This window comes from Hoyosella sp. YIM 151337 (genome assembly GCF_026041215.1).
In the GTDB taxonomy this organism is placed as follows: Bacteria; Actinomycetota; Actinomycetes; order Mycobacteriales; family Mycobacteriaceae; genus Hoyosella.
This window is the reverse complement of the sequence record NZ_JAPEIQ010000028.1, coordinates 155,648-181,810: the sequence shown is the minus strand read 5'-3', so window position 1 is coordinate 181,810 and position 26,163 is coordinate 155,648. Positions and strand designations below refer to the sequence as shown.

Annotated in this window: 23 protein-coding genes; 14 read left to right on the top strand and 9 right to left on the bottom strand. The window is 63.8% G+C overall.

Features of this window, described 5'->3' with window-relative positions:
* The first annotated feature begins 23 nt into the window (after nt 1–23).
* The 6 genes from ONR57_RS14870 to ONR57_RS14845 are packed head-to-tail and all read left to right on the top strand — an operon-like array spanning nt 24 to nt 6,309.
* Nucleotides 24–1,232 (top strand): cysteine desulfurase family protein, encoded by a 1,209-nt coding sequence (locus ONR57_RS14870; protein ID WP_265124287.1) that lies wholly within the window; start codon nt 24–26, stop codon nt 1,230–1,232.
* Nucleotides 1,233–1,234: 2 nt separating this feature from the next.
* Complete coding sequence (gene mnmA, locus ONR57_RS14865) at nt 1,235–2,362, top strand: tRNA 2-thiouridine(34) synthase MnmA (protein ID WP_265124286.1); 1,128 nt, start codon at nt 1,235–1,237, stop codon at nt 2,360–2,362.
* Entirely contained in the window at nt 2,359–3,381 is a 1,023-nt protein-coding gene (locus tag ONR57_RS14860; RefSeq protein ID WP_265124285.1) for a methionine synthase, read from the top strand. The genes mnmA and ONR57_RS14860 overlap by 4 nt, the downstream gene beginning before the upstream one ends.
* Before the next feature lie 9 nt (nt 3,382–3,390).
* Entirely contained in the window at nt 3,391–3,636 is a 246-nt protein-coding gene (locus ONR57_RS14855) for a hypothetical protein (protein WP_265124284.1), read from the top strand.
* Nucleotides 3,637–3,684: 48 nt separating this feature from the next.
* The gene (gene ligA, locus ONR57_RS14850) at nt 3,685–5,775 is read left to right on the top strand and encodes an NAD-dependent DNA ligase LigA (RefSeq protein WP_265124283.1); all 2,091 of its coding nucleotides are present in this window, start codon (nt 3,685–3,687) and stop codon (nt 5,773–5,775) included.
* Nucleotides 5,776–6,309 (top strand): GNAT family N-acetyltransferase, encoded by a 534-nt coding sequence (locus tag ONR57_RS14845; RefSeq protein ID WP_265124282.1) that lies wholly within the window; start codon nt 5,776–5,778, stop codon nt 6,307–6,309.
* On the opposite strand, the gene ONR57_RS14840 is transcribed toward ONR57_RS14845, so the two are convergent.
* The gene (locus ONR57_RS14840; RefSeq protein WP_265124281.1) at nt 6,253–6,903 is read right to left on the bottom strand and encodes an amino acid-binding protein; all 651 of its coding nucleotides are present in this window, start codon (nt 6,901–6,903) and stop codon (nt 6,253–6,255) included. The two genes, ONR57_RS14845 and ONR57_RS14840, sit on opposite strands and share 57 nt — an antisense overlap.
* 143 nt (nt 6,904–7,046) lie before the next feature.
* Nucleotides 7,047–8,417, bottom strand: a complete 1,371-nt coding sequence (locus ONR57_RS14835) for a cytochrome P450 (RefSeq protein ID WP_265124280.1) — start codon at nt 8,415–8,417, stop codon at nt 7,047–7,049.
* Between the two features lie 56 nt (nt 8,418–8,473).
* On the opposite strand from ONR57_RS14835, the gene ONR57_RS14830 reads away from it, so the two are divergent.
* The 3 genes from ONR57_RS14830 (at nt 8,474) to gatA (ending at nt 10,954) form a co-directional block, all read left to right on the top strand.
* Complete coding sequence (locus ONR57_RS14830) at nt 8,474–9,091, top strand: TetR/AcrR family transcriptional regulator (protein WP_265124279.1); 618 nt, start codon at nt 8,474–8,476, stop codon at nt 9,089–9,091.
* Between the two features lie 82 nt (nt 9,092–9,173).
* A complete protein-coding gene (gene gatC / locus ONR57_RS14825; protein WP_265124278.1) occupies nt 9,174–9,473 on the top strand; it encodes an Asp-tRNA(Asn)/Glu-tRNA(Gln) amidotransferase subunit GatC in 300 nt (99 codons plus the stop codon).
* Nucleotides 9,470–10,954, top strand: a complete 1,485-nt coding sequence (gatA, locus tag ONR57_RS14820; RefSeq protein ID WP_265124277.1) for an Asp-tRNA(Asn)/Glu-tRNA(Gln) amidotransferase subunit GatA — start codon at nt 9,470–9,472, stop codon at nt 10,952–10,954. Before gatC ends, gatA begins: the two co-directional genes overlap by 4 nt.
* A 1-nt stretch (nt 10,955) precedes the next feature.
* Here the strand turns inward: gatA and ONR57_RS14815 are convergent, their stop codons facing one another.
* The 3 genes from ONR57_RS14815 to ONR57_RS14805 are packed head-to-tail and all read right to left on the bottom strand — an operon-like array spanning nt 10,956 to nt 14,908.
* A complete protein-coding gene (locus ONR57_RS14815) occupies nt 10,956–11,639 on the bottom strand; it encodes a response regulator (protein ID WP_265124276.1) in 684 nt (227 codons plus the stop codon).
* Complete coding sequence (locus ONR57_RS14810) at nt 11,636–13,261, bottom strand: sensor histidine kinase (protein WP_265124275.1); 1,626 nt, start codon at nt 13,259–13,261, stop codon at nt 11,636–11,638. The genes ONR57_RS14815 and ONR57_RS14810 overlap by 4 nt, the downstream gene beginning before the upstream one ends.
* Before the next feature lie 39 nt (nt 13,262–13,300).
* Nucleotides 13,301–14,908, bottom strand: coding sequence for an SLC13 family permease (locus ONR57_RS14805; RefSeq protein WP_265124274.1), 1,608 nt, complete (start codon nt 14,906–14,908; stop codon nt 13,301–13,303).
* Nucleotides 14,909–15,129: 221 nt separating this feature from the next.
* Between ONR57_RS14805 and ONR57_RS14800 the strand changes: the two genes are divergently transcribed.
* Both ONR57_RS14800 and gatB read left to right on the top strand, forming a co-directional pair.
* Nucleotides 15,130–16,161: a 6-phosphofructokinase gene (locus tag ONR57_RS14800; protein WP_265124273.1), complete on the top strand. Its 1,032-nt coding sequence runs from the start codon at nt 15,130–15,132 to the stop codon at nt 16,159–16,161.
* Nucleotides 16,162–16,183: 22 nt separating this feature from the next.
* Entirely contained in the window at nt 16,184–17,722 is a 1,539-nt protein-coding gene (gene gatB / locus ONR57_RS14795; RefSeq protein ID WP_265124272.1) for an Asp-tRNA(Asn)/Glu-tRNA(Gln) amidotransferase subunit GatB, read from the top strand.
* A gap of 3 nt (nt 17,723–17,725) precedes the next feature.
* Here the strand turns inward: gatB and ONR57_RS14790 are convergent, their stop codons facing one another.
* Nucleotides 17,726–18,409, bottom strand: coding sequence for an acetoacetate decarboxylase family protein (locus ONR57_RS14790; RefSeq protein ID WP_265124271.1), 684 nt, complete (start codon nt 18,407–18,409; stop codon nt 17,726–17,728).
* 11 nt (nt 18,410–18,420) lie between these two features.
* Nucleotides 18,421–19,602 carry a sorbosone dehydrogenase family protein gene (locus ONR57_RS14785; protein ID WP_265124270.1) on the bottom strand — a complete coding sequence of 394 codons (1,182 nt, stop codon included), beginning with the start codon at nt 19,600–19,602 and terminating at the stop codon, nt 18,421–18,423.
* Between the two features lie 92 nt (nt 19,603–19,694).
* Here ONR57_RS14785 and ONR57_RS14780 point away from each other — a divergent pair, with 92 nt between their 5' ends.
* Nucleotides 19,695–20,840 (top strand): DoxX family membrane protein, encoded by a 1,146-nt coding sequence (locus ONR57_RS14780; protein WP_265124269.1) that lies wholly within the window; start codon nt 19,695–19,697, stop codon nt 20,838–20,840.
* A 79-nt stretch (nt 20,841–20,919) separates the two neighbouring features.
* Here ONR57_RS14780 and ilvD read toward each other — a convergent pair whose 3' ends face one another.
* Together ilvD and ONR57_RS14770 are read right to left on the bottom strand one after the other, a co-directional pair.
* Nucleotides 20,920–22,761 carry a dihydroxy-acid dehydratase gene (gene ilvD / locus ONR57_RS14775; RefSeq protein WP_265124268.1) on the bottom strand — a complete coding sequence of 614 codons (1,842 nt, stop codon included), beginning with the start codon at nt 22,759–22,761 and terminating at the stop codon, nt 20,920–20,922.
* A 61-nt stretch (nt 22,762–22,822) separates the two neighbouring features.
* Nucleotides 22,823–23,266, bottom strand: a complete 444-nt coding sequence (locus tag ONR57_RS14770; RefSeq protein WP_265124267.1) for a PH domain-containing protein — start codon at nt 23,264–23,266, stop codon at nt 22,823–22,825.
* 310 nt (nt 23,267–23,576) lie between these two features.
* On the opposite strand from ONR57_RS14770, the gene ONR57_RS14765 reads away from it, so the two are divergent.
* Nucleotides 23,577–25,592 carry an acetolactate synthase large subunit gene (locus ONR57_RS14765; protein WP_265124266.1) on the top strand — a complete coding sequence of 672 codons (2,016 nt, stop codon included), beginning with the start codon at nt 23,577–23,579 and terminating at the stop codon, nt 25,590–25,592.
* Nucleotides 25,589–26,092, top strand: coding sequence for an acetolactate synthase small subunit (gene ilvN, locus ONR57_RS14760; protein ID WP_265124265.1), 504 nt, complete (start codon nt 25,589–25,591; stop codon nt 26,090–26,092). The genes ONR57_RS14765 and ilvN overlap by 4 nt, the downstream gene beginning before the upstream one ends.
* The last annotated feature ends 71 nt before the right edge of the window (nt 26,093–26,163 follow it).

Here is a 26,163-nt window from a genome sequence, read left to right as displayed (position 1 = left end):
GCGCGACTATCCTGGCTAACGCCATGACTTCGCGACCACACCCGGTATACCTCGATCACGCCGCTGCGACACCGCTGCTGCCGACCGCGCTCGAGGCGATGACTGCTGCGTACGGCCACACGGGAAACGCTGCCTCGCTGCATGGTTCCGGCCGTGCCGCGCGCCGGCTCGTAGAAGAATCGCGAGAATCGATAGCCGAGTCACTGGGCGCCCGGCCGTCAGAGGTCATCTTCACTTCTGGGGGCACAGAGAGCGACAACCTGGCCGTCAAAGGCATCTTTTGGGCTCGGCGAGCGGCCGATCCGCGGCGGACGCGGGTGATCGTGAGCAGCGTTGAGCATCATGCAGTATTGGATGCCGTTGAGTGGCTCGCCAGGGAACAGGGCGCTCAGATCACGTGGCTTCCTGTCACACGGGACGGTGCTGTCGATCCCGGCGACCTGCGCGAAGCTCTGGCGGAAAGCCCACTCGACGTCGCCCTGGTAACTGTGATGTGGGCGAATAACGAGGTCGGTGCGGTAAACCCCATTGCCGAGCTGGCGCAAATCTGCCGCGCGGCGGGGGTGCCCATGCACAGCGACGGGGTGCAAGCAGCGGGACCGCTCGCGGTGGATTTCGGTACGAGTGGGCTGTCCGCGCTGAGTATCGCTGCGCACAAGCTCGGGGGACCGCACGGAATCGGCGCGCTGCTCCTTGGTCGCGACGTTGCGTGCTCGCCGCTGCTGCACGGCGGCGGCCATGAGCGAGACGTGCGCTCGGGTACCCCGGACGCGCCCGCCGCCGCAGGCTTAGCGGCGGCGTTGCGTGCGGTGGGGCGGGAGCGGGGGGAGATGGTCGCGCACCTCGAGCGTCTGAGAGACCGGCTCGTTGCTGGCATCCTTGGCCTGGCGCCGGATGCGCAGGTCAATGGGCCGGTGGCCGGGGCCCGGCTGCCCGGTTTGCTCAATGTGACTTTCCCCGGTTGCGAGGGTGATTCGCTGCTGATGCTTCTCGATGCGCAGGGCATCGAGTGTTCCACCGGATCGGCATGCACAGCAGGCGTGGCGCGGGCGAGCCACGTGCTGGTCGCTATGGGCATGGATCCAGCCATCGCGCGGGGCTCACTACGGTTTTCTTTCGGGCATACCTCATCGGACGCGGACGTTGATCGTGTACTAGAGGCGTTGCCGAGTGTTATTGACCGGGCTCGCGCGGCGGGATTAGCCAGCGCTGGGGTCTCGGAGAGGGGGTAAAAGTGCGTGTTCTGGCCGCGATGAGTGGCGGAGTGGATTCAGCGGTTGCCGCGGCGCGCGCTGTCGCCGCGGGTCACGACGTGGTGGGGGTGCACCTTGCGCTGTCGACTGCGCCTGGCGCCTTGCGGACAGGGTCGCGCGGGTGCTGTTCGCGTGAGGACGCAGGAGATGCGCGCCGTGCTGCTGATGTGCTCGGCATCCCGTTCTACGTGTGGGATTTCGCGGACAAGTTCAAAGAGGACGTCATCGACGATTTCGTCGCGTCTTACGCTGCGGGCGAAACCCCGAACCCGTGCCTCCGGTGCAACGAGAAGATCAAGTTCTCCGCGCTCGCTGAGCGAGCTTATGCACTGGGGTTTGATGCGGTGGTGACGGGGCACTACGCGCAATTAGACGACGGTGTGCTGCGGCGGGCTGTGGATGCCGACAAGGACCAGTCATATGTGCTCGCGGTGCTGACCGCCGAACAGTTATCTCGGGCGATGTTTCCGGTCGGTGACACACCGAAGCCCAAGATACGTGAGGAGGCGGCGCGGCTCGGCCTTGCTGTGGCAGCTAAGCCGGACAGCCATGACATTTGCTTCATCCCGTCGGGTAATACGCAGGCGTTTCTTGGCGCTCGTATCGGCGTGCTGCCCGGGAAGGTTGTCGACGCCGCGACGGGCGCGGAACTCGCGCAGCACGATGGCGTTCACGGCTTCACGATTGGCCAGCGCAAGGGGCTCGGGCTGCCCGGGCCGGCCGCGGATGGGAAACCGCGTTACGTCACAAGCATTGACCCCGAAACGTCCACAGTCACCGTAGGTTCTGCGGCGGACCTCGAAGTGTGGGGAATCTTCACCAGTAATGCGGTGTGGACATCGGGCAAGGTTCCGGACGGCCCGGTCGAGTGCGTTGTTCAGGTCCGCGCGCACGGGGGTCTCGCCCCTGCGGTTGCCGAACCCCATGGCGATGGCATGTGGATCAGGCTGTTGCGGCCGCTGACCGGTGTAGCAAGGGGACAGGCCGCCGTGCTCTACCGAGAAGACCCCTGCGGAGACATCGTGTTGGGCAGTGGTGCCATCGCTGACACCAGCGCGGCGCCGGGTGCTGCACTGCAAGACGAGCCGGCGAGCGCGGACGCGCGGTGAGCGTGTTTGCCCTGACTGCCACGGGAGTCGGCTCCTGGCCAGGCGTTGATCCGCTCGTTCCGGCTGCGGTGGTGCTCGGCGAGCTAGGCGGCGCAGGCGGGCTGCCGTATCTGCCGGAACTCCCAGCACGCGGCGCCGGCGCGGACATGATCGGGCGCACCGCGGCAATGCTGGTCGACCTACCGGTGGACGTTTCGCCATCAGGCTACCGGTTGAGTACTAGGCCCGGAGCGTTGTGGCGGCGTGCGAGAGAGCTCATGCAGCGCGACATCGACGCGTTCGAGGAACATTGGGAACGCGGGAACCACCGGGCACATGTGCGGGCCGTGAAAATCCAGATCACGGGACCAGTGACGCTGGCGGCTAGCCTGGAACTCGTCAACGGGCACCCTGCGCTCGATGACAAGGGTGCAACGCGCGACGTCGCGGAGTCGCTTGCCGAAGGCGTGACGCGCGCTGTCGCCGAACTGACCCGGCGGCTCGGCGTTCCGATCGTGGTCCAGATAGATGAGCCTCGGCTTTCTGCCGCGCTGCACGGTGAAATCCGGGGGGTTAGTGTGCTGCAGCCGGCGCGCACGCCCCCAGCCGCGGAGGCTGAGGGCCTCCTCAGTGTCGTCGCAGGGGCATGCGCGTCGGCAATGGTGCATGTATGTTCACACTCCATTCCCTGGAGCCTGCTTTCAGCGCTGCCAGTAAGCGCCGTGAACGTTCCCTTGGCCGATGCGGGCCGGGCAGTTGACCGAGAGTTCATCGAGGGATGTGCGGAATTTCTGGACAGCGGGCGCACGGTGGTGTTCGGTGTTGTCCCGGTCGGCGGGGAACGCGCTGGGACTTCGGCGGCGCAGTTAGCCGAGCGAGTGCTCGCGCTCGGTTCGGCGGCAGGATTTGCTCCGGCAGGGCTGGTTCAGCGTGCGGGAATCTCGCCGGAATGCGGGCTGGCCGGTGTATCTGTGCGTGCTGCTCAGCACGTGACGCGTCTCACGCGTGAGGTAGCGGAGCAACTGCAGGAAGCACGCTGAGGGGCGCTCATGTCTGCTCACAGCGAGTCCGACCCGCGATTCCCTGATGTTCTCCCCGGTCGTGCCGCGGGTGAACCGCTGAACGCTAACGAGGGGGTGCTGGGCGAGCGGTATCCGGATCTCGGGCCAGTTGGGAAGCTGTATCCCATGCCGACGGGCACGGCGCGCAACCGGCGTCTACTGGTCGTTTTTGCGCTCCTTTTCGGGCTTCCGTTGCTTGTCACTCTCGTGGTCGCGGTCGTGTCGGTCCTTTAGCCGCTGTCTCTCGTGTTTTCTGTCGGTGTGCTGCGCTAATCTGCCGTGGTGGCTGATTTGACAGCGAGTGAGGGCGTAGCGCCGGGCGCGGCACGGGAAGAATGGCAGCGTCTCGCGGAGGAGGTGCGGGGGCACCAATTCCGCTACTACGTCAAAGACGCGCCGATTATTAGCGACGGGGAGTTCGATGAGCTTTTTCAGCGCCTCCAAGCCCTGGAAGAGGAGTACACCGATCTCCGGTCACCTGATTCCCCGACGCAACTTGTGGGCGGCGGCTTTGCGACTGAATTCGCGGCGATCGATCACCTTGAGCGCATGCTCAGCCTCGACAACGTGTTTAACGAAGAGGAGCTGCGGGAGTGGTCACGCCGCGTCGAGGCCGAAGTGGGCACGAGTCTTCACTATTTGTGTGAACTGAAGATCGACGGGGTGGCGCTGAGCCTCGTATATGAGCGCGGTCGTCTCGTTCGTGCTGCTACGCGCGGTGATGGCCGTACGGGCGAGGAAGTGACGCTCAACGCGCGCACGATTGACGATGTCCCGGAGCGTCTTGTGCAATCGGACGAGTTCCCGGTCCCGGACTTGATCGAAGTCCGCGGCGAGGCTTTCTTCCGGCTTGAGGATTTCGCCGCGCTTAATGCCGCGCTGACTGCCGAGGGCAAGGCGCCGTTCGCGAATCCGCGCAACTCTGCGGCTGGATCGTTGCGGCAGAAGAATCCGGCGGTGACGGCCCGCCGGAGATTGCGCATGATCTGCCACGGGATGGGAAAGCGCGAAGGCTTCACTCCGGACTCCCAGTACGAGGCGTACAAAGCGCTGAAGGCGTGGGGGTTGCCAGTTTCTGAACACACATTGCGCGTCAAGGGCATCGACGCGGTAGCCGAGCAGGTGCGGTTGTGGGATGAGCGCCGGCATGAGATTGAGCATGAAGTCGATGGTCTTGTCGTCAAGGTCGACGAAGTTGCGCTGCAGCGACGATTAGGCTCGACGTCCCGGGCACCGCGCTGGGCCACTGCTTACAAATACCCGCCGGAAGAGGCCACCACGAAGTTGCTTGATATTCGGGTGAACGTCGGCCGGACGGGACGAGTCACACCGTTCGCCTACATGGAGCCCGTCACGGTCGCTGGCTCCACAGTCTCACTTGCCACCTTGCACAACGCCGACGAGGTGAAACGGAAGGGTGTCCTCATCGGCGACACGGTCGTCATCCGAAAAGCGGGAGAAGTTATCCCCGAGGTACTGGGCCCGGTCGTCGATCTGCGCGACGGCACTGAACGCGAATTCGTGATGCCGTCTGTCTGTCCGGAATGCGGGTCGGCGCTCGCACCCTCCAAAGAGGGTGACGTGGATATTCGGTGCCCTAATCAGCGCACGTGCCCTGCTCAGCTGCGTGAACGGGTCTTTTACATCGCGGGCCGCGGCGCCCTGGACATTGAAGGCCTGGGCTATGAGGCGGCGACAGCCCTGCTCACGCACACAGTGATCACCGATGAAGGCGACTTGTTCACACTCACCGCGGACGACCTGCTGAAGACTAGCCTGTTCCGCACGAAGGCCGGTGCTCTCTCAGCTAACGGCAAGCGACTGCTCGCCAACCTTGCGCAGGCCAAGAGCCAGCCGCTTTGGCGCGTACTGGTTAGCCTGTCGATCCGGCATGTCGGTCCCACCGCCGCGCGAGCACTCGCAACGGAATTCGGGAGTCTCGACACCATCGCGACTGCTTCGCAGGAGAAACTCGCGGCTGTCGATGGTGTCGGACCGACGATCGCGCAGGCAGTGACGGAATGGTTCACCGTCGACTGGCACCGGGAAATCGTGCGAAAGTGGGCTGAAGCAGGCGTGCGCATGGCCGATGAGCGCGATGCATCGATCGAGCGGAATCTCGAAGGGCTATCGATCGTGGTCACAGGGTCACTGCAGGAATTCTCGCGGGACGAAGCGAAGGAAGCAATTCTCATGCGCGGCGGGAAGGCCGCAGGATCCGTGTCTAAAAAGACGGCATTCGTGGTGGTCGGAGACTCTCCTGGATCTAAGTACGATAAAGCAATCGACCTCGGTGTCCCGGTGCTCGACGAGGATGGCTTCAGGGTTCTACTGGAGCACGGCCCGGATGCCGCGCGGGGCGGGAGTGAGTAGGTGGCCGGTCCAGTTGTCATCCGAGAGATCACACCGGCCGATTACGCAGCAGTGTCGCTGATCACTGTCGAGTCGTACCGGCCGTACATCCGTCCGGACGATGACTATTTCGCGATTCTCGCGGATACCGAACACCGCGCGAGCGCCGCGACTATCGTGCTTGCCGAACGCGACGGGAAGGTGCTCGGCTCCCTCACGATGGTCGAACATGGCACACCCTACGCAGATATTGCGCGACCGGGGGAATTGGAGTTTCGCATGATCGCCGTCAGTGCCAATGCGCGACGGCTGGGCGTAGGCACCGCCCTCGTCAACTACGGAATCGCGGAGGCACGCAAGCGCGGCCTGCAGCGAGTGGTTCTTTCGACAATGGATGTGATGGTCGAGGCCAGACGCATGTACGAGCGGCTCGGTTTCTCGGAAGACCCGGCGCGGCGGTGGCACCGGGTCATCAGTGTCCTCACACTCCCACTGAAATCACAACAGGATGGTGCCGATGATTCCGGCCAGGTAGCCGAGGCGCGCGACTTCTGAGGGCCGGAACTCCGGGCCGCCCGGTCGCCCGAGTACGAGAGCCATGTCCTTCTGGCCCAGCGGCGCTGCGGCTAGGGAAATCGCCATGTCCCGCCACGGCTCTGGTACCCAATCCGCCTCTGTGTCGAGCAGCAAGGGTTTCTTCAGCGGCATCCACGGCAGCTGTCCCGGCCGCGTTTCAGGTGCGCCCGAACTCGCCGCGACGAGGTACGGCCCGTGTGGGCCTGCCGCGACGACACTCGCCCAGCCCACCCGAAGCACGCTCGGTGCGCCGTCAACGAGAACCTGGATCCGGTCGCTGCTCGCCATGGCGACCTGGTCGATGAGTTCGAGTTCACGATGTGTGTCCAGGATGTCCGCGTACGGCCGGATCGAGTCGACACGCACACCCTCGAGTTTCTCCGCAGCTGTGATCAGCGTGTCCGGCAGCGAACCCGGTGCCATCTCGACTACCAGGTCGTCGACGGCATGGTCGGGCGTGCGTTCCACTACGTCGAGCGAAATGATGTCCGCCCCCACGGAACCAAGCGCGAGTGCCAGGGCACCCAGACTTCCCGGGCGATCCGGAAGCTGGACCCGCAGCAGATACGACATTTAACGACGCCCCTTTCAACCACACATACCCTGCAGCTATCCTCGCACCTTTGGGTGCGTCTGTCCGGCTGCGTGCACCGTGACGAAACCTGCCCGTCGCGCGCGCTCGCAAGTTGTCACATGCCGTTCACACGATGTCGCCGTTACCGGCGCACAGGCTCGAGAACTATCGGCATTCCGTCCTTTGGGAAGGGCAGCGAGACGTAGGACAGGGGCGCCTTGTAGGCCGGGTCGATGGACCAGCGCCGGGCGCGCAGCAACTGAACCATCAGTGACAGCACCTCAGCTTTGGCGAAGAACATTCCGAGGCATTTATGGACACCGCCGCCGAATGGGTCCCACGCGTGACGGTGACGCGCATCCTCGCGGCGGTCCTTCCCGAACCGTTCTGGGTCGAAACGGTGCGGCTCGGTCCAGAGATCGGGAAGGTGATGGTTGAGGTGCAGCATCACAACAACAAGGCGGTCAGCGGGGATTCGTACGCCAAGAATGCTGGTTTCCTTGACGGTGTACCTCGCGACGACCGGCACGGGCGGAACGATCCGCAGCGCCTCGCGCATGGCGAGGTCGAGGTCGACGGTGGTATCCAGGTCGTCGAGTGTGATGTGCTCGGGCAAGCGCATCGCTTCGGCTCGGCAACGTTCCTGCCACTCGGGATGCTGCCCAAGTAACTGGATCATCGTGGTCGCGGTACTCGTCGAGGTGTCATGCGCCGCCATGAGCAGGAAGATCATATGGTTGACGATGGCGTCGTCACTGAAGCTCCGTCCGTCGTCGTCGCGGAGCTGACAAAGCACTGAGAGCAGGTCGTCGCCTTCGGCCTGCCGCCTCCCATCGACGGCGCGGCTCAGAAAGATCTCAAGTTCTCGACGGCCCCGAACGGCGCGGCGCCACCGTGTGCGGGGCAGGTCCCGCCGCACGAGTGCGGTGGCGGCCTGAACACAGTCGATGAACGCCCGGTTCAACCGATCGAGTTCTCCTGGCTGGTTTGCGTGTGTTGCGGCGCCCATGAACACCTGTGTCGCGATGTCCAGGGTTGCGGTCTTGATAGCGGGATAAGCCTCGAACTGTCGGTGGACCGGCCAGGAATCAACTGCGCTTCGTATTGGTGCTTGCAGCGCGCGGGTGTATCCGCCCAGGCGATCGCGGGTGAAGGCGCCTTGCATGATGCGGCGGTGCTGGTGGTGCTCCGCGAAGTCGAGCAGCATGAGTCCCCGGTTGAAGAACGGGCCGACGAGTTCACCCCAGCCAGGCCCGCTGGCGAGTGCTTTGTCCGCGTTGCGGAATGCTGCCTCGCAGGCGTCGGGACCGATCAGCGTTGTCCAGCGTTTGCCCAGGAAGGTCATTTCGCTGACCGGTCCATGCCGATCGAGCGTGCGCTGCATGAACCTCAGTGGGTCGTGCGCGTATCGAAGCGTCTGGCCGATCCAGGGCAGTCCGGTCTGGTAGGGCGCCGGAGTGCCGGCGTTAGCGACGGACGGCGACGTAATTCGGGTCACAGCTGTCATCGTCATTCAAGAAGGATGCTCTGTCAATATGCTTTGAAAGGCTCTTCTGTCAGAATCAACGCATGGCGGTGAAGAACGGCACCTACCGCGGTCAAAGCGCTGCGGAACGGCGGGCAGAACGGCGTGCGCGGCTGCTCGCCGCCGCTCTCGAGGTGTGGTCAGAGGACCCTGCGGTGACCATGACCAAGATCTGCACTCGCGCGGGGCTTTCTGAGCGGTACTTCTACGAGCATTTCACCTGCCTTGATGACGCCTTGACTGCTCTCGTTGACTCGATCGCATTCGAGATCGCGGCGGCGTCCACCACGGCCCTCGAAGTGTCTGAGGGGACAGCGCGCGAACGGATCCACGCTGCTTTGACGGCGTATGTGCAGCTGCTGGTCGACGATCCGCGCAAGGGCGTGGTCGCGATGATCGAGGCGTACTCTTTCCCAGCCACACGTGAGCGCCGCAGTCAGCTCATGCAGCAGTTCGTGTTACTCGCTGAGCGGGAATCGCAGGCAGTCGTTGCGTTGAGTGAGCGCAGCAGGGCGGAAACCCGTATGGCAGCGACAGCCTTCGTGGGTGGTCTCCACCAGCTGATCACCGACTGGCTTGGGGACGACTTGGATGCGGAGCCTGATGCCCTGGTGAACGTGGCAGTGCAACTGTGGCAGTCGATGATGGCTCCTGAGGAATAGGCGGGGGATGAGAGCGTGACGGCGCTCGGGCTAGGCTTAGCGGGTCAACTTCGCGAATTCCCTTCGAAAGGGGCCTGTAGCAGTGCCTGCCATCTCCCGCGATGAGGTTGCACACCTCGCCCGGTTGTCTCGGCTCGCGCTGACCGACGCGGAACTCGACGAGTTCGCCGGCCAGCTCGACTCGATCCTCAACCACGTCAAAGCTGTTGCTGAGGTGGCGGCGAACGATGTCCCGGCGACAGCGCATCCCGCGGCCACCGCGAACACGTGGCGCGACGACGTTATAGAACCGGGCCTGACGCAGGAACAGGCGCTGTCGGGCGCGCCAGAGGTCGACGATAACCGTTTCGCGGTGCCGCAGATCCTGGGAGAAGAGCAGTGAGCGAAGAACTGATCAGGCTGTCGGCTGCCACGCTCGCCGGCAAGATCCGGACACGCGAAGTGTCTGCGACAGAAATCACGCAAGCTCACCTCGACCGGATTCGTGACGTTGACGAGAAGTACAACGCGTTCCTGCATGTTGCTGACGAGGCCGCGCTGACGGCGGCACGGGAGGTCGACGCCGCGGTCGCTCGCGGTGACGCGCCAGCATCTCCGCTGGCTGGCGTCCCGATCGCGCTGAAGGACGTTTTCACCACGTCGGACATGCCGACGACGTGCGCATCGAAAATTCTCGAAGGCTGGGTGCCGCCCTACGACGCAACCTTGACTGGCCGATTGCGGGCTGCGGGCATTCCCATCCTGGGAAAAACGAACATGGATGAGTTCGCGATGGGCTCGTCGACGGAGAACTCCGCGTACGGGCCAACATTGAACCCTTGGGGTGAACAGCGCATCCCCGGCGGCTCCGGCGGTGGCTCGGCAGCTGCGCTCGCCGCATTCGAAGCTCCGCTGGCCATCGGTACCGATACTGGTGGCTCGATCAGGCAGCCCGCCGCGATGACGTCCACCGTAGGCGTGAAACCCACCTATGGCACCGTCTCGAGGTATGGCCTCGTGGCGTGCGCGTCCTCACTGGACCAGGGCGGCCCCTGTGCACGTACCGTCCTCGACACGGCGCTGCTGCACGAGGTGATTGCTGGGCACGATCCGCGCGATTCGACCTCGATAGACGCGGCTGTGCGCCCCGTCGTGCAAGCTGCGAAGGAGGGTGCAGAAGGTGGACTTGCCGGCGTACGCATTGGCGTGGTCAAGGAATTGCACTCCGATTCGTACCAGTCTGGTGTACTGAGCACGTTCGACAAGGCTGTGGAAACCCTGCGTGGTCTCGGTGCCGAGATCGTCGAAGTGTCGTGCCCGCATTTCAGCTATGCCCTCGCCGCTTACTACCTGATCTTGCCCAGCGAGGTGTCATCGAACCTCGCGCGGTTCGACGCGATGCGCTATGGACTGCGCACCGGTCATGACGGCACGCGCAGCGCCGAACAGGTGATGGCCGAAACGCGTGCCGCAGGCTTCGGCAAGGAAGTGAAGCGCCGCATCATGATCGGCACCTACGCTCTGTCGGCCGGATACTACGACGCCTACTACGGTCAGGCACTGAAAGTCCGCACACTGATCGCGCGTGATTTCGAGGCGGCATACGAGAAGGTGGACGTGCTCGTCGCACCGACCAGTCCATTTACCGCGTGGAAGCTGGGCGAGAAGGTTGACGATCCGCTTGCGATGTATCTCTCCGACTTGTGCACGCTGCCAACAAATCTCGCGGGTCACTGCGCCATGTCCGTGCCAGCGGGGCTGTCACCCGATGACGAGCTGCCGGTAGGACTTCAAATCATGGCGCCAGCTCTCGCGGACGAGCGGCTTTATCGGGTCGGCGCGGCGTACGAGGCGGCACGCGGCGACCTGCCGACCGCGCTTTAGGCTATTTGCGGGGGCGCCAACTGTAGATCATCTCGGGGCGCCCCTGCGTTCCATAGCGTGGAGTGCGCTCCGCGACGTTCTGTTCCACTAAATGCTCGAGGTAGCGGCGCGTGGTGACTCGCGCCATGCCGAGTTCGTCGGCAAGTTCGCTCGCCGAGATACCGGCCCCGGAATGGGTGCGAAGCGCGTCGACCACGGTGGTCAGCGTGGATTCGCTCAGGCCCTTCGGAGGCGGGATGGTAAGCCCGCCGCGCAGTGCGCCGAGCGCGCGGTCGACGTCCTGCTGGGCGGCATCCCTTCCAGCGTGGGGGAGGTGGTCCCGGAACTCGCGGTAGCTTTCGAGTTTCGCTTTGAAGCTCGCGAAAGTGAATGGTTTCAGCAGGTAGTGGATGACCCCGTAGGCGACGACTGACCGGACAATGTGAGCGTCGCGGGCGGAGGTGATCGCGATGATGTCGACGAGGTGTCCGCGGGCGCGGATGCCGCGGCAGACGTCGACACCAGTCATGTCCGGCAGATAAAAGTCCAGCAGCACGAGGTCCGTCTCGTTGTTCTTGAGGAATTCCCATGCCTTTGCGCCGCTCTCCACGACTCCCGCGACTACAAAGCCGGGAACTCTGGCGAGGTACTGTGCGTGGGCTTCTGCGATGAGCGCATCGTCTTCGACGATGAGAGTCCTGATCATGCCTCACTCCGCAGCGGAATATGTATCTGGAACGTTGCCCCAGGGCTGGGGCCGTCGGAACTCACAGCGCTGTCGCCTGGGTAGGCGTCGATCGTGCCATGATGCCGTGTCACTATCTGTTTGACGAGGGCGAGACCGAGCCCGCGTCCATGGGGAGCATCCGTGGTTTTTGTTGACCAGCCGCGCACAAAGATATTCTCGCTGTCGCCAGGCGGCAGTCCACTGCCGGTGTCCGTCACGGAAAGCCAGAAACCAGTGTGGTCCGTGTAAGCGGCTAAGACGACTTGCCGGGGAGGTGGGGCGGCGACCGCCGCGTCGATGGCATTGTCGACGAGATTGCCTACCACCGTGACGATCTCACGCGGCGACATGCCAGTGCCGATGTCAGACAGTGCGGTTACCTCGGTTTCCTCGGTGATAACCAGCTCGACACCCTTTTCATGTGCCTGTGCGGCTTTGCTGAGCAGCAGGGCGGCAAGGGCGGGTTCCTCGACGGCGCCGACGACGCGATCCGTGAGTTGCTGTGCCGCCTGCAGTTCGACGGTGGCAAACTCCACTGCTTTGTCAGGCTGACCCAGTTCGATCATGGTGACGACGGTGTGCAAACGGTTCGCTGCTTCATGTGCCTGAGCGCGCAGCGCTTCGGCGAAGCCGCGAGCAGAGTCGAGTTCACCGGTGAGTGTCTCGAGCTCGGTGTGGTCACGCAGCGTGGTGACGGTGCCGAGCACGCGAGCGTCCTTTACTGCGGGTTCGCTGTTGACCACCAACACCCGATCGCGGTACACGACAAGGCGGTCCACAAGTGTTTCTCCGGTAGCGAGCCAGGAGCGCAGTGGCTCTTCGACGTTGAGACCGCGGACATTCTGGTCTACCGCAGCCGCAGGAAGTTCCAGCAATCTGCGCGCTTCGTCGTTGGCGAGAACGAGGCACCCCTGCGTATCGACGATCAGCAGACCTTCACGCACTGCGCGCAGCACCGCGTCGTGCTGCTCGTACATGCGGGTGATTTCAGCCGGCCCGAGTCCCAGCGTTTGGCGGCTCAAACGACGACTGATGAGGAGGGTACCTCCGGCGGAGATGAGGAGCGCACCGGCCGCTGCCACCGCGAGAAGAGTGAGTCGTTCACGAACCTCACGACCCACGTGGTACTGCAGTACCCCGATCGACACGAGCGCGGTGACGTTGTCGTCCGCGTCCCGGATCGGAACAACAGCACGCACGGACGGCCCCAGCGTGCCCTCGTAGGTTTCCGTCACGACACCCCCCTCGAGAGCGCCGTCAATGGTCCCGATATACGGCTGACCGATGAGGCTCGCATTTGGATGTGAATACCGGGTCCTGTCGGTTGCCATGAAAACAATGAAGTCGCTCGCGGTGGCGTTCGCGACCGACTGCGCTAGCGGCTGCAACTCCGCCGCGGGGTCAGCTGCCTGCAGAGCATTGTGGACGTCGGGAAGTTCAGCGAGTGCCGATGCGAGCGTGAGGACGCGCCGCTCGGCGGCGGCCTCGCTGATCCGCCGAGCGTCGAAGTAGGCCAGGACGCCTGCCCCGGCAATCAGCAGTACGACGACCGCCAGCTGCAGAGCAAATAATTGCTGTGCCAGGCTGAGCGGTCGTCGCATTCTGCAAGTCTTCCAGATCACGTTGGCCGTGAGCGGTGCTTAGAGGGTGATACCCATGCCCCAGCCGCCGAGCAGCAGTACCGCGCCGGTGATCAGGACGACACCGATGAGGTTGAGCCACACCCCGGCCCGCACCATCTGCCCCATTGTCACGTAGCCCGATCCGAAGACGATCGCGTTCGGCGGGGTACCGACGGGGAGCATGAAGCTGCATGTCGCGGCGAACGCTGCGGGCACCAGCAGGAGCATCGGGTCGATACCGATACCGAGCGCCACACCGCCGAGGACGGGCAGGAACGTAGCGGCAGTGGCCGTGTTGCTGGTGAGTTCAGTGAGGGCGAGGATCAGCAAGCACACCGCGGCGATCATCAGCACGGTGGGGAGCACCCCGAAGCCGCTGACCTGGGTGCCGATGTAGGTGCTCAGCCCGGTGTCCTGCACAGCCTTCGCGAGGCTCAGGCCGCCACCGAACAGGAGAAGCACACCCCACGGGATGCCGGTCTGGGCGGTCTTCCAGTCCATCGTCATCATGGCGCGGCCGTCCTTGACGGAAGCGGGGATGACGAACAAAGCGATCGCTGCGGCGATAGCGATGGTGGCGTCGTCGAGATTCTCGACGAACGGTGCCCGGCTTGTCAGCGCCTCCCATTCGGTCAGCGGAGTGCGGAAGACCCACAGAGTGGCTGCGGAGGCGAACACAGCGAGAACGATCAGTTCGGCACGCGAAATCGGGCCGAGTTTGTCGAGTTCGCGCTGGAGGATGTCGTCACCGCCCACAATGTTCGACAGTCTCGTGGGGTAGATGACGCGGGTGAGCAGAACCCATGCGATAAAAAGGAAAACGACCGCGAGCGGTACGCCCACCTTCATCCAGTCCGCGAAGCTGATGGAGATGCCTTCATAGGTCTCTTCGATGAAGCCGGCGAGAATCAGGTTCGGCGGGCTGCCGATGAGTGTGGCCAGACCGCCGATCGTCGCCGCGAATGCGATGGAAAGCATGAGGCAGGTGGCGAAGTTCTTGGTGTCTTTGTCTGCGAACATGTTCGACACGGGCCCGTCGGCAGAGTCGTCCGCGCCAGCGCCCTTCTTTGCAGCGACGAGCGCGAGCACACTGATACCGATCGGAAGCATCATCAACGTGGTCGCGGTGTTGCTCACCCACATTGACAAGAATGCGGTCGCGATCATCACGCCAAGGATGAGCTGACGGGGCTTTGTGCCCACCATGCGCATCACGATCAGCGCGATGCGTTTGTGCAAGTTCCATTTCTGCATCGCCAGCGCGATGATGAAACCGCCCATGAAAAGGAACACCGTGGGCGACGCGTACGGAGCGGTGGCTTCCGATAGCTGGAGCACACCGAGGGTGGGGAAAGCGACGATCGGTACCAGGGAAGTAACTGGGAGTGGCAGCGCTTCGGTCATCCACCAGACCGCTACAGTGATTGCGACCGCGGCAGTGATGCGGGCGCTGCTCGACAGCGCATCGTCAGCCGGAATCAGCAGGAACGCGGCGAGGCCTAGCGCGGGGCCCAAGATGCGGCCAAACCACAGCCGCCCCTGGGGTAAGAGGGACTCATCAGCCCCTGGTCGTTGTCCCGCCGAAGCCGTGGCTTTCGCCTCGGCCTGCTTCAGCGTTGCGGTCATTATCGACACCTCCGAAACGTGACGTCGCTTACGTAGTGTTTTGAATGTGTCAGCCATCACGGGGCGCTGTCGCTGTTGTGGTCTTAATGGTCGCGATCACAAATGTGAGAGAGGTTTGGTGCATCTTGTCGGCACCGCAGCGCTCGGCGCGCCCGGAATTCCCGTAAGGTCAGTAGCTGTTGTGGCTGATTTCTTGCTAGTAGCGGTAGCCGGAGGGTGGCATGCGGATAGGAGTTTTGACGGGCGGCGGTGACTGCCCCGGCCTTAACGCGGTGATTCGTGCGGTCGTGCGCACCAGTGAAATTCGGTATGGCAGCACAGTGGTGGGGTTTCGTGACGGCTGGCGTGGCTTGCTGGAAGACCGCAAGGAGCAGTTGCGGTACGACGACCGTGTCGACTCCATACTTGCTCGCGGCGGAACGATACTCGGTACTGCGCGGGTGAACCCGGAGGTCCTGCGCGCTGGCCTTGATCAAATCAAGCGGACGCTCGACAACAACGGCATCGATGTGTTGATACCAATCGGGGGCGAAGGGACGCTGACCGCGGCCCATTGGCTGTCCGAATCCGAGGTCCCCATCGTGGGGGTTCCTAAAACCATCGACAACGACATCGCGTGCACCGACTACACCTTCGGGTTCAACACGGCACTCGCGATCGCGACCGAGGCGATTGACCGGTTGCACACCACAGCCGAGTCGCATCAGCGTGTCATGCTCGTCGAAGTCATGGGGCGCCACGCGGGCTGGATCGCGCTGCATGCCGGGCTGGCTGCTGGCGCGCACCTCACCCTGATTCCCGAGCAGCCGTTCGACGTCGAGGAAGTGTGCGCGATGATGAAGCGCCGCTTTCAGCGCGGGGACAGCCATTTCATCTGTGTCGTCGCGGAAGGTGCTGAACCGAAGCCCGATTCGATGACACTGCGCGAAGGTGGTGTGGACGAGTTCGGTCACAAACGGTTCACCGGTGTCGCGCAACAACTTGCCGTCGAGATCGAACAGCGGATCGGCAAAGAGGTGCGCACCACGGTACTTGGTCACGTCCAGCGCGGCGGCACGCCAACCGCGTACGACCGGGTGCTCGCCACCCGTTTCGGTATCAACGCGAGTGTCGCGGCGCACGCGGGGGCGCACGGGAAAATGGTGGCGCTGCGCGGCAGCGAGATCGAGCTCGTATCACTCGCGGACGCTGTCGATCATCTCAAGGTCGTCCCGCAAAACCGGTACGAGGAGGCAGCGGCGTTCTTCGGCTGAAACTCGCATAGACTTTCCAACCATGACTGCCAGCCCCCGGATCGACGCTTCCCGAAACGGACAGACTGTGGAACCGCTTGACTACGACGAGGTCCTCGAGCACTTCGAGCCAGTGCTCGGTATGGAGGTCCACGTTGAATTGCACACCGCGACGAAGATGTTTTGCCCGTGCCCCACAACGTTCGGCGCGGAACCCAACACACAAGTCTGCCCGGTGTGCCTGGGCCTTCCCGGTGCGCTGCCAGTGGTTAACAAGGCAGCCGTCGAATCCGCGATACGGATTGGGCTCGCGCTAAACTGCTCAATCGCGCCGTGGAGTCAATTCGCGCGGAAGAACTATTTCTATCCCGACCAGCCGAAGAACTACCAGATCTCGCAGTACGAAGAGCCGATCGCGTTCGATGGTTACCTCGACGTCGTCCTCGACGACGGTGAGACGTTCCGCGTGGGAATCGAACGTGCTCACATGGAGGAAGACACGGGGAAGCTACTCCACGTCGGCAGTAGCACCGGCCGTATCGAGGGTGCAACGCATTCATTGCTGGACTACAACCGGGCTGGTGTGCCGCTCATTGAGATCGTGAGCAAACCGATCGAAGGTGCAGGTTCGCAGGCGCCGGAAGTAGCACGTGCCTACGTCGGCGCGCTGCGGGATCTGCTCAAGGCGCTCGACGTGTCTGACGTGCGTATGGATCAGGGTTCGCTGCGCTGCGACGCGAACGTTTCGCTCATGCCGATTGGGGCGAGTGAATTCGGTACCCGAACCGAAACCAAAAACGTGAACTCGCTGAAGAGTGTCGAGACTGCGGTGCGTTACGAGATGCGGCGACAAGCCGCGGTGCTCCTCGCTGGTGCTGAAATTGTCCAGGAGACGCGGCACTTCCAGGAAACCGACGGCACCACGAGCCCCGGACGGCGCAAGGAAACCGCGGAGGACTACCGGTACTTCCCAGACCCAGACTTGCAACCAGTGGAGCCGGATGCGCAATGGATTGAGGAGTTGCGTGCGACGCTGCCAGAACTCCCGTGGCTGCGCCGTGCACGTATCCAGGCTGAGTGGGGCGTCTCTGACGAGGTGATGCGCGACATTATCAACGCGGGCGCGCTCGAATTGATCACAGCGACGATCGAGGCAGGTGCGCCGTCTGACGCTGCACGATCATGGTGGGTGTCGTATCTGACGCAGAAGGCCAACGCGGAGGGTGTGACTCTTGCTCAGCTCGCTATCACACCCGAGCACGTCGCGAAGGTTGCGGACCTTGTGAGCAGCGGCAAACTCACGAACAAGCTGGCACGTGAGGTCATCGATGGGGTGCTCGCTGGCGAGGGCGATCCGGAAACCGTGATGACCGCTCGCGGACTGGAAATCGTCAGGGACGACTCCGTGCTGCAGCAGGCAGTCGCCGACGCGATCGCCGCGAACCCGGGTGTCGTGGAGAAAATCAAGGGTGGCAAAGTCCAGGCCGCTGGGGCTCTTGTCGGCGCAGTGATGAAGGCCACCAAGGGCCAGGCCGATCCTGCGCGTGTGAAAGAGCTTGTCCTCGAAGCGTGCGGACAATAGTTCCTACAGGGGAGCGGCAAGCGTGAATCTAATTGTGTCAAACGCGATGCCGAGATGACGGCCAGAGCGGAGCCAGCTTGACAGGGTTGGTTCCGCATCCACGTCGACGGTCACCAGTGCGGGACGGCCGCGTCCTCGTGCCCGCAGAGTGGCCATTCGCACCGCGCCACCGGGCCACTCTTGGGTGATCGGACGGCTGATGGTGATCGGCACGGCCGGGCCTGTCGCACGGGTTGCTGCGCGCACACTCCAGTCGTCACGCGAAGCGGTCATAGTGCGCCCGGGCGCGGGTTCCCCCTCGAACTGCGCGAGCGTCTTGGGCAGTGACCAGTTGCTTCGGCCACCGACCAGGCTCACTGCGGAATTGACTGCGATAAAGGGCACGCTGGCAGAGAGTCGACGGCCCTGGCGGAACGCTACGGCGCCGAAAACCTCGTCATACGGCCCCACCGGCGTGTGCTCATAGTGCACCATGCCGCCGACGACGCTCAGTGCGGTTGCCTGCTTGGCGACTGCCGGGGCCAACGCGGCGGTGGCGGCTTTGCCGCCCCGCCCCAGCCACAGGACGGCGCGCGCCCGGCACGTCCAGGGTGCACCAGCCGCCAAGGCCGGCAGGGTGGTGATGAGCTGATCGGTAATGGCTGACTCGGGAATACCAGGTACCTGAGTGAGTTCAGGGAGTTTCATGTCCGACCTCCTTAGTCGGGACTGATGCCGCCGCCACCATCCGGCGGAATGATAAATACGCGGTCGTCGCTGTCTACCGGTTCGCCAGTCGCCCTGTTGACGGTCCCGGCCCACACTTCGCCTTCCGGGCCGCGGGCGGCACCGTAAACCTGCCCATAGCGGCCTTCGACGGCGAACACGGGGTCCCCCGTAACCGCTCGGGTCTCCCCGCTGATTTCGACAAAGCTGATGGCTTCGCCACCTACCAGAGCAACCGCGACTTCATTGTCGAGCGCTGCGCAGTGCGCGGTGCCAGGTGAATCACTCCAGACCCACAGTGGCTCGAGAGTTCCATCTTCAGCAACCCGTACCAGGCGGTCGCCCCCGGGAGTGCGATCCGTCGTGTAAAGGGTGCCCGTGACCGGGTCGATGCAAACACCACCGCCGCCGGTGAGTCCCGAAGCGGCGACTTCTGGCTGTCCGAGGGCGGCAGGTGAGGGGTTGGCGAGGCGGAGAATCTTGCCTGCGAGGGAAGCGGGATCTGTCGCGGCAGCCGGGTCACCCGCGTCCCCGGTGCGTATGAGTAGCGCACCTGCGGCGTCGAATGTAATCGAAGCGCCGTTTCCGCTTGCGCCTTTGGGGATCCCGGTCAGGACGGGGCGCGGCGTGTCGCCCGGTGCGAGCCGCACGATGCGGTTGTCAGTGGGCGTCGAGATGTAGGCGAAGATCAGCCGGTCTTCGAAATAGGTGGGGGATAAGGCGATGTCCAGCAGACCGCCATCGCCACTGCCGTCGACGTCGATCTGCGCGAACTCTTGGGGCTCCGTTTCCGGTGCGACCGTGAAAATCCGGCCCGTGGGACGTTCTGCCACGAGGGCCGCACCCCCGGCGGGCAGCACGGCCAGACCTGACGTGGGTTCGAGGCAGGTTGCGACTACGGCGGGGTCAGGGTCCACACAGGGTCCCTCTGGCGGTGGCTCGTCCTCTTGGCGGGTTGGGGTTTCGCGTCCTTCGGGCGGATTCAGTTCCGCGAAGTTCCCGGCCGTGGGTTCTGGTTCGAACGGAGAGGCGAGAGAATCATCGAAGCGCGCGCATCCGGTGAGGATGACGGTGCTCAGCAGTCCTGCCGCGGTGAGACGTGCAAGACGTACCCCAGTTCTGCGGGAGGCGGGCGGAGCCGCCGAGCGTGCTGAGCCCGGCCGTGCAACTGACATGACACCCAACGTAACCGAAAACACGCCGGCCTTCCGTGGCGCGCGTCTTGCTTACCGGCATCTGGACCCCTTGCGGACCTACCCTTGTGACCATGACCGACAAGCGTGATGACGTCAGCGGCGCGCAGCCGCATGAGGGGGCGGCGAGCGCGCCTAGTCCCTTTGACCAAAACACCGAGGAGATTCCTGCCAGCGGTGCCAGTTCAGACCCGGGCGCTGATTCGGGCCCCGCTACCGAAGCGATGCCCACTATCTCTGATGCCGGGGGCGAGCGTGATGACACGACATCGCCTGGGCTGGCCTGGTCAGTCAGCGGCACGGGGGGCAGCTCTGATGTGGATGCATCCACGCAGCCGGTCCCGTGGCAAGCGCAGTACAGCTCTCAAGTCACACGCGGCCGCCCGCCCCGGCCATCGGCAACGGAGGGGTACACCCCGCTCGTCGATGATGACGATCTGCGGCTGCGCGAGTCTGAGGCAACCGAGCAGATCCCCGTGCAGGACACTCAGAGCACAGCCGCGCCCCAGGCATACAGCAGCCAAACCGAAATACTCGAAAGGCCAGAGGAGATGAGCTTCGGTTCGTACAGTTCGGGCACGGGCTCATACTCCGCCCAGCAGGCGTTCGGTGAGAGTGATCAGTGGGGTGCTCCCGCCGCACCGGCCTACGCTGCACAAGACGATATGCAGCGTGAGCCCATGGCGGTTGCGCCGGCGCAACCGGTGCGGGAGGGGCGCGGCACGCTCGAGTTCGGGCTTCTCGTTCTGCGGCTGCTTGTGGGTGGCGCCCTGATTGCTGATGGCCTCCGTCACCTTCTGGGGCTCGCGGATGGGCTCGGCATACAGGGACTGGAAACACTATTTGCTGATGCTGGTTATCAGTCGCCAGGCATCGTCGCGATCGCGGTGATCAGCGCGCAGATTGGCGGCGGGCTGCTCCTGCTCCTCGGCCTGGCAACACCAGTCGGTGCCGCAGTCGCTGTTGCCGCCCTTATCAACGTCTGGCTGGCACAGCAGTCTGCCGATCCGGGGCTGCAGGGGCTGGGCACGCCGGAGCTTGAAGTGGCGTTCGTCCTCGCGGTAGCCGCCGCGGTGCTTGCGCTCACGGGCCCGGGGCGCATCAGTTTCGAGCGCAGCGCTGGCTGGTCGACGCGCCCGCGCTGGGGTTCAAGCGTGCTACTTGTGCTGGGTATCGCCGGCGGTGTGTGCGCATGGGTTTTCCTGTCAGGCCAAATCTGATCTGACGTTCACACGAAAAGGGACAAACGCACGGGTTTTACTCGTGCGTTTGTCCCTTTTCTCGTGATTCTGGGCGCGGCTACCTGACTTCTCGAACCGCGCCACGGTCGGCCGACGTTGCGAGCGCAGCGTACGCGCGAAGCGCCGTTGTCACTGAGCGCTGCCGCTCACGCGGCTGCCATGGGCGTTCGGACGCGTCCATTTTCGCGCGCCGCTCGGCAAGCACCTCGTCGTCGACGAGCACGGTCAGCGCGCGGTTCGGCACGTCGATGAGAATCTGATCGCCGTCTTCCACGAGCCCGATGGCGCCGCCTGCCGCGGCTTCCGGGGACATGTGGCCGACGGAGAGTCCCGATGTGCCGCCGGAGAATCGCCCATCGGTGATGAGCGCACACTTCGCCCCAAGACCCGCACCTTTAAGGAAGGCGGTGGGGTGCAGCATCTCCTGCATGCCTGGTCCGCCAGCGGGGCCTTCGTAGCGGACAACGAGGACGTCCCCCGGCTGGATCTGGCGCTGCAGGATCACGCTCACAGCTTCTTCCTGGCTCTCGACTACGCGCGCCGGGCCCTGAAAGTGCCAGAGGGACTCGTCGATACCGGCGGTTTTGATCACAGCGCCATCTGGCGCGAGATTGCCGCGCAGCACGGCAAGACCGCCATCTTTCGTGTAGGCGTGGCTCACGTCGCGGATGCAACCGTTTGCTGCGTCGAGGTCGGCGGACGCCCAGACATTTGACGTGGAGAACGGTTGGGTCGTGCGGACACCACCTGGTGCCGCGAGGAAGAGGTGCTTCGCTTCCGCGGTGGCCTCGGGCGAACGAATGTCCCAGCTGTCCAGGCACTGCGCCATCGTCGGGGTGTGGACGGTGGTGACCGTGTCATCGAGGAGTCCGCCGCGGCGCAGTTCACCGAGGATCGCAGGAATCCCGCCGGCCCGGTGCACATCTTCCATGTGATAGTCCGAGTTGGGGGAGACCTTGGCCAGGCAGGGCACGCGCCTGCTGATGGCGTCGATGTCGTCGAGGGTGAACTCGATCTCGCCTTCCTGCGCGGCCGCGAGAATGTGCAGCACGGTGTTCGTCGAGCCGCCCATTGCGACGTCGAGCGCCATCGCGTTTTCGAATGCTGTCTTGGTGGCGATGTTGCGCGGAAGCACCGAGTCGTCATCGTCGCGGTAGTAGCGGGTCGCGGCTTCCACGATGATTTTCCCGGCGCGGCTGAAGAGGTCGCGGCGGAACGCGTGGGTCGCGAGCGTCGAGCCGTTGCCGGGGAGGGCAAGACCGAGTGCCTCAGTCAGGCAGTTCATGGAGTTTGCGGTGAACATGCCAGAACAAGAGCCACAGGTCGGGCACGCGGAACGTTCGACCTCGTCGAGACCGCTGTCATCCACCGCGAAGTTGGCGCTCGCGGAGATGGCGGTCACCAGATCGGTCGGGGCATGTGCGACGCCGTCGACGACGACCGCCTTGCCTGCCTCCATCGGGCCGCCCGAAACGAAAACGGCCGGGATGTTCAGCCGCATCGCGGCGTTCAGCATCCCGGGCGTGATCTTGTCGCAGTTGGAGATGCAGACGAGCGCATCCGCAGTGTGCGCGTTGGCCATGTATTCGACCGAGTCGGCGATGATTTCACGGCTTGGAAGCGAGTAGAGCATTCCGCCGTGGCCCATCGCGATGCCGTCATCGACAGCGATGGTGTGGAATTCGCGCGGCACGCCCCCGGCCTCTCGGACAGCCTCAGCGACGATTTCGCCGAGGTTCTTCAGATGCACATGTCCGGGGACGAACTGGGTGTAGGAGTTGGCGATCGCCACGATCGGCTTTCCGAAGTCGGAGTCGGTCATACCGGTGGCGCGCCACAGGGCGCGTGCACCGGCGGCATTCCGGCCGACGGTGGTGGTGCGGGATCTCAAGGGCGGCATGGGCTGCGGATACCTCGTTCAGAAACAATGGGAATGGGTGGTGGCTGGGCGGTTCCCGCGACTATTCGTGCGCGGCGGCACTCAGGTCGGGAATGCGCCCACCGCTCAGCGGGCTGATTTTATGGATATCTGTGATCGCGACGGCAGGCAGGGTGACTGCACCGCCGTCGCGGAGTTCGGCGCGCGCTGACCGGTGTTTGGGGAAAGTTAGTCCCTTGATGTCATTCCACGAAATGTGGCGTGAACCGCGCATGTTTCGCACTTCGAGGCCGGACTCGGATACCCTGGTACGGACTCGCAAGATCCATACTGCGAGCGCAATCGGGACTGCGCCGAGCCATCCGAACAGGATGGGCTGGGCAACGGCCGGGACAGCGACACAGACGGCAAGAAGGAGAACACCGAGCAACGTCAGCCGTGAGATGCGAATGGTCACCTCATCCGGTTTCTGCCGTGGGAGTTGGCCGTCGGGTTGCGCTGGCTGTACTGAGTTTGCTTCGGACACCTCTCCATACTTGCATCCCGGCTCAAACACCCCCGTCCAGGTATCCCGAAATGTGGGATCCGCGGATGTATCAGATTGACGCCAGGAGCAGGTTTTCATTAGCGTCGGTCGCGTGAACATAACCGCGGTACTCGTAATCGGTCAGCGCGTCGTCGCCTGAGCCGGTTTCAACGTATCCGCCAGCACGACGCGCACCCTCGTTCCGCAGAAACCTGCGAGCGGGGGTTTTTTCGTGCCCGCAGTAGCATATGGAGTGATCCAGACCACGGCACGAACCGAGGATCGCCGGAATCGACAAGAGGAACTTGCAGTGAGTGCACCGACAGCACGGCCAACGCCAGGCCCGCAGCCAGGACACGCCGCCGGACATGGGTCCGCACGGCATCACGAGGCTAGCGGTGCCCAGCAGAGTGGGCAGCGCACCGAGACCGGAGCAGGAGCGACGCCGGCTAGTTTGCCGACGACCCGCCCGGGCGCCCCAGAACGCATGACCGGCGCGCAGGCGGTCGTACGGTCGCTTGAGGAACTCCACGCTGATGTCGTATTCGGCATTCCTGGCGGCGCGATCCTGCCCGTTTACGACCCGATGCTCGATTCGCGGAAGGTCCGTCACGTCCTCGTCCGCCATGAGCAAGGTGCGGGTCACGCAGCCACCGGTTACGCGCAAGCCACCGGAAAGGTCGGTGTGTGTATCGCCACCTCCGGGCCTGGTGCGACGAACCTCGTGACGCCTCTGGCGGATGCGTATATGGACTCAGTGCCCATGGTGGCGATTACCGGTCAGGTTGGACGACCGCTGATCGGCACCGACGGCTTCCAGGAAGCCGATATTTCTGGCATCACCATGCCGATCACCAAGCACAACTTCCTCGTCACCGAGGGTGACGACATCCCGCGAGCCATTGCGGAAGCGTTCTATCTCGCCTCTACCGGGCGTCCCGGCCCGGTCCTCGTCGACATTCCCAAAGATGTCCTCCAGGGCGAGATGCACTTCGTGTGGCCCCCGGAAATGCGTTTGCCGGGCTACCGTCCCGTTACGAAACCGCACGGCAAGCAGGTCCGTGAGGCGGCCCGGCTGATCGCTGCGTCGCGGCGCCCCGTCCTGTACGTCGGCGGCGGCGTGCTCAAAGCAGAGGCGTCCGAGCAGTTGCTGCGGCTTGCCGAGCTCACCGGAATCCCGGTGGTCACCACACTGATGGCACGTGGCGCGTTCCCTGATAGTCACGAACTCAACCTCGGCATGCCCGGTATGCACGGGACAGTTGCCGCGGTTGCGGCGCTGCAGCGCAGTGACCTCCTCATCACCCTTGGCGCCCGATTCGATGACCGGGTGACTGGCAAGCTCGACACGTTCGCGCCGGAAGCCAAGATCATCCACGCCGACATCGACCCGGCGGAGATCGGCAAGAACCGGCACGCGGATGTGCCGATCGTCGGTGACTGCCGTGAAGTGATCATCGAACTGACTGAGGCGATCGGCACGGACCGTGAGACCGGGCGTATTCCGGACATCGCCGAGTGGTGGAGCTACCTCAACGGTGTCCGCAACACGTATCCGCTGAGCTACGGGCCGCAAAGCGATGGGTCGCTCTCGCCTGAGTACGTTATCGAGCAGCTTGGCCGGCTCGCTGGGCCCGACGCGGTCTATGTGGCAGGCGTGGGTCAGCACCAGATGTGGGCTGCCCAGTTCATCAAGTACGAAAAGCCGCGGACCTGGCTGAACTCCGGTGGACTTGGAACGATGGGGTATTCGGTTCCCGCCGCGATGGGCGCGAAGATGGGTGTCCCCGACACCGAGGTCTGGGCGATCGACGGTGACGGCTGCTTCCAGATGACCAACCAAGAACTTGCTACTTGCGCGATCGAAGGCGTCCCGATCAAGGTGGCCCTCATCAACAACGGCAACCTCGGCATGGTCCGGCAATGGCAGAACCTGTTCTACGAGGAGCGCTACTCGAACACGGACCTCTCCACGCACTCGCTGCGCATCCCGGACTTCGTGAAGCTGTCCGAGGCCCTCGGATGCGTCGGTATTCGCGTCGACAAGGAAGAAGATGTGATCCCGGCCATCAAGAAGGCGCAGGAGATCAACGACCGCCCAGTCGTCATCGACTTCATCGTTGGGGCCGATGCTCAGGTGTGGCCAATGGTCGCGGCCGGCACCAGTAACACGGAGATCATGGCAGCCCGCGGCATTCGGCCGCTCTTCGATGAGGACGAGTCCGCAGATGACTCGCCCGCGAGGATCCAGAGCGTCATGCAGACCGAAGATCAGGCTGTCGCACACCGGGCGCAGCAGAGTTCAGAAGGGGACGACAGCAAGTGAGGACAACGCACACGCTCAGTGTTCTCGTCGAGGACAAGCCCGGCGTGCTGGCACGCGTAGCGTCCCTGTTTTCGCGGCGCGGGTTCAACATTGAGTCTCTCGCCGTCGGGCCGACCGAAGTCAAAGGCATGTCTCGCATGACGATTGTGGTGATCGTCGATGAGCAACCGCTTGAGCAGGTGACGAAGCAGCTTAACAAGCTGATCAACGTGCTGAAGATCGTTGAGCAGGATCCGGAAAATTCCGTCGCCAGGGAATTGGTGCTTATCAAGGTGCGCGCGGACGCGTCGTCACGAGCCCAGGTCATCGAGGCTGCAAACCTTTTCCGCGCGAAGATCGTCGACGTCTCACCTGAGGCGCTGACGATCGAAGCAACGGGCACTCCGTCCAAATTGGAGGCGCTGCTGAAGGTGCTCGAACCGTTCGGGATCCGTGAACTCGTCCAGTCCGGAGTCGTCGCTTTGGGGCGCGGTCCCAAGTCGATCACCGCGACCCGCTAGCCTCAACCCCGGTGTGGTTGCGGCGAAAGCCCGCCACACTCGGGGTGCAGATCGTTACACCGTGTGCGGCG

Excerpts from the sequence above, each read along its gene's own strand:
- ONR57_RS14870 (WP_265124287.1), top strand. The coding sequence starts at position 24 with ATGACTTCGCGACCACACCCGGTATACCTCGATCACGCCGCTGCGACA.
- ONR57_RS14855 (WP_265124284.1), top strand. The coding sequence starts at position 3,391 with ATGTCTGCTCACAGCGAGTCCGACCCGCGATTCCCTGATGTTCTCCCC.
- ONR57_RS14840 (WP_265124281.1), bottom strand. The coding sequence starts at position 6,903 with ATGTCGTATCTGCTGCGGGTCCAGCTTCCGGATCGCCCGGGAAGTCTG.
- ONR57_RS14835 (WP_265124280.1), bottom strand. The coding sequence starts at position 8,417 with ATGACGATGACAGCTGTGACCCGAATTACGTCGCCGTCCGTCGCTAAC.
- ONR57_RS14830 (WP_265124279.1), top strand. The coding sequence starts at position 8,474 with ATGGCGGTGAAGAACGGCACCTACCGCGGTCAAAGCGCTGCGGAACGG.
- ONR57_RS14815 (WP_265124276.1), bottom strand. The coding sequence starts at position 11,639 with ATGATCAGGACTCTCATCGTCGAAGACGATGCGCTCATCGCAGAAGCC.
- ONR57_RS14810 (WP_265124275.1), bottom strand. The coding sequence starts at position 13,261 with ATGCGACGACCGCTCAGCCTGGCACAGCAATTATTTGCTCTGCAGCTG.
- ONR57_RS14805 (WP_265124274.1), bottom strand. The coding sequence starts at position 14,908 with ATGACCGCAACGCTGAAGCAGGCCGAGGCGAAAGCCACGGCTTCGGCG.
- ONR57_RS14800 (WP_265124273.1), top strand. The coding sequence starts at position 15,130 with ATGCGGATAGGAGTTTTGACGGGCGGCGGTGACTGCCCCGGCCTTAAC.
- gatB (WP_265124272.1), top strand. The coding sequence starts at position 16,184 with ATGACTGCCAGCCCCCGGATCGACGCTTCCCGAAACGGACAGACTGTG.
- ONR57_RS14790 (WP_265124271.1), bottom strand. The coding sequence starts at position 18,409 with ATGAAACTCCCTGAACTCACTCAGGTACCTGGTATTCCCGAGTCAGCC.
- ONR57_RS14785 (WP_265124270.1), bottom strand. The coding sequence starts at position 19,602 with ATGTCAGTTGCACGGCCGGGCTCAGCACGCTCGGCGGCTCCGCCCGCC.
- ONR57_RS14780 (WP_265124269.1), top strand. The coding sequence starts at position 19,695 with ATGACCGACAAGCGTGATGACGTCAGCGGCGCGCAGCCGCATGAGGGG.
- ilvD (WP_265124268.1), bottom strand. The coding sequence starts at position 22,761 with ATGCCGCCCTTGAGATCCCGCACCACCACCGTCGGCCGGAATGCCGCC.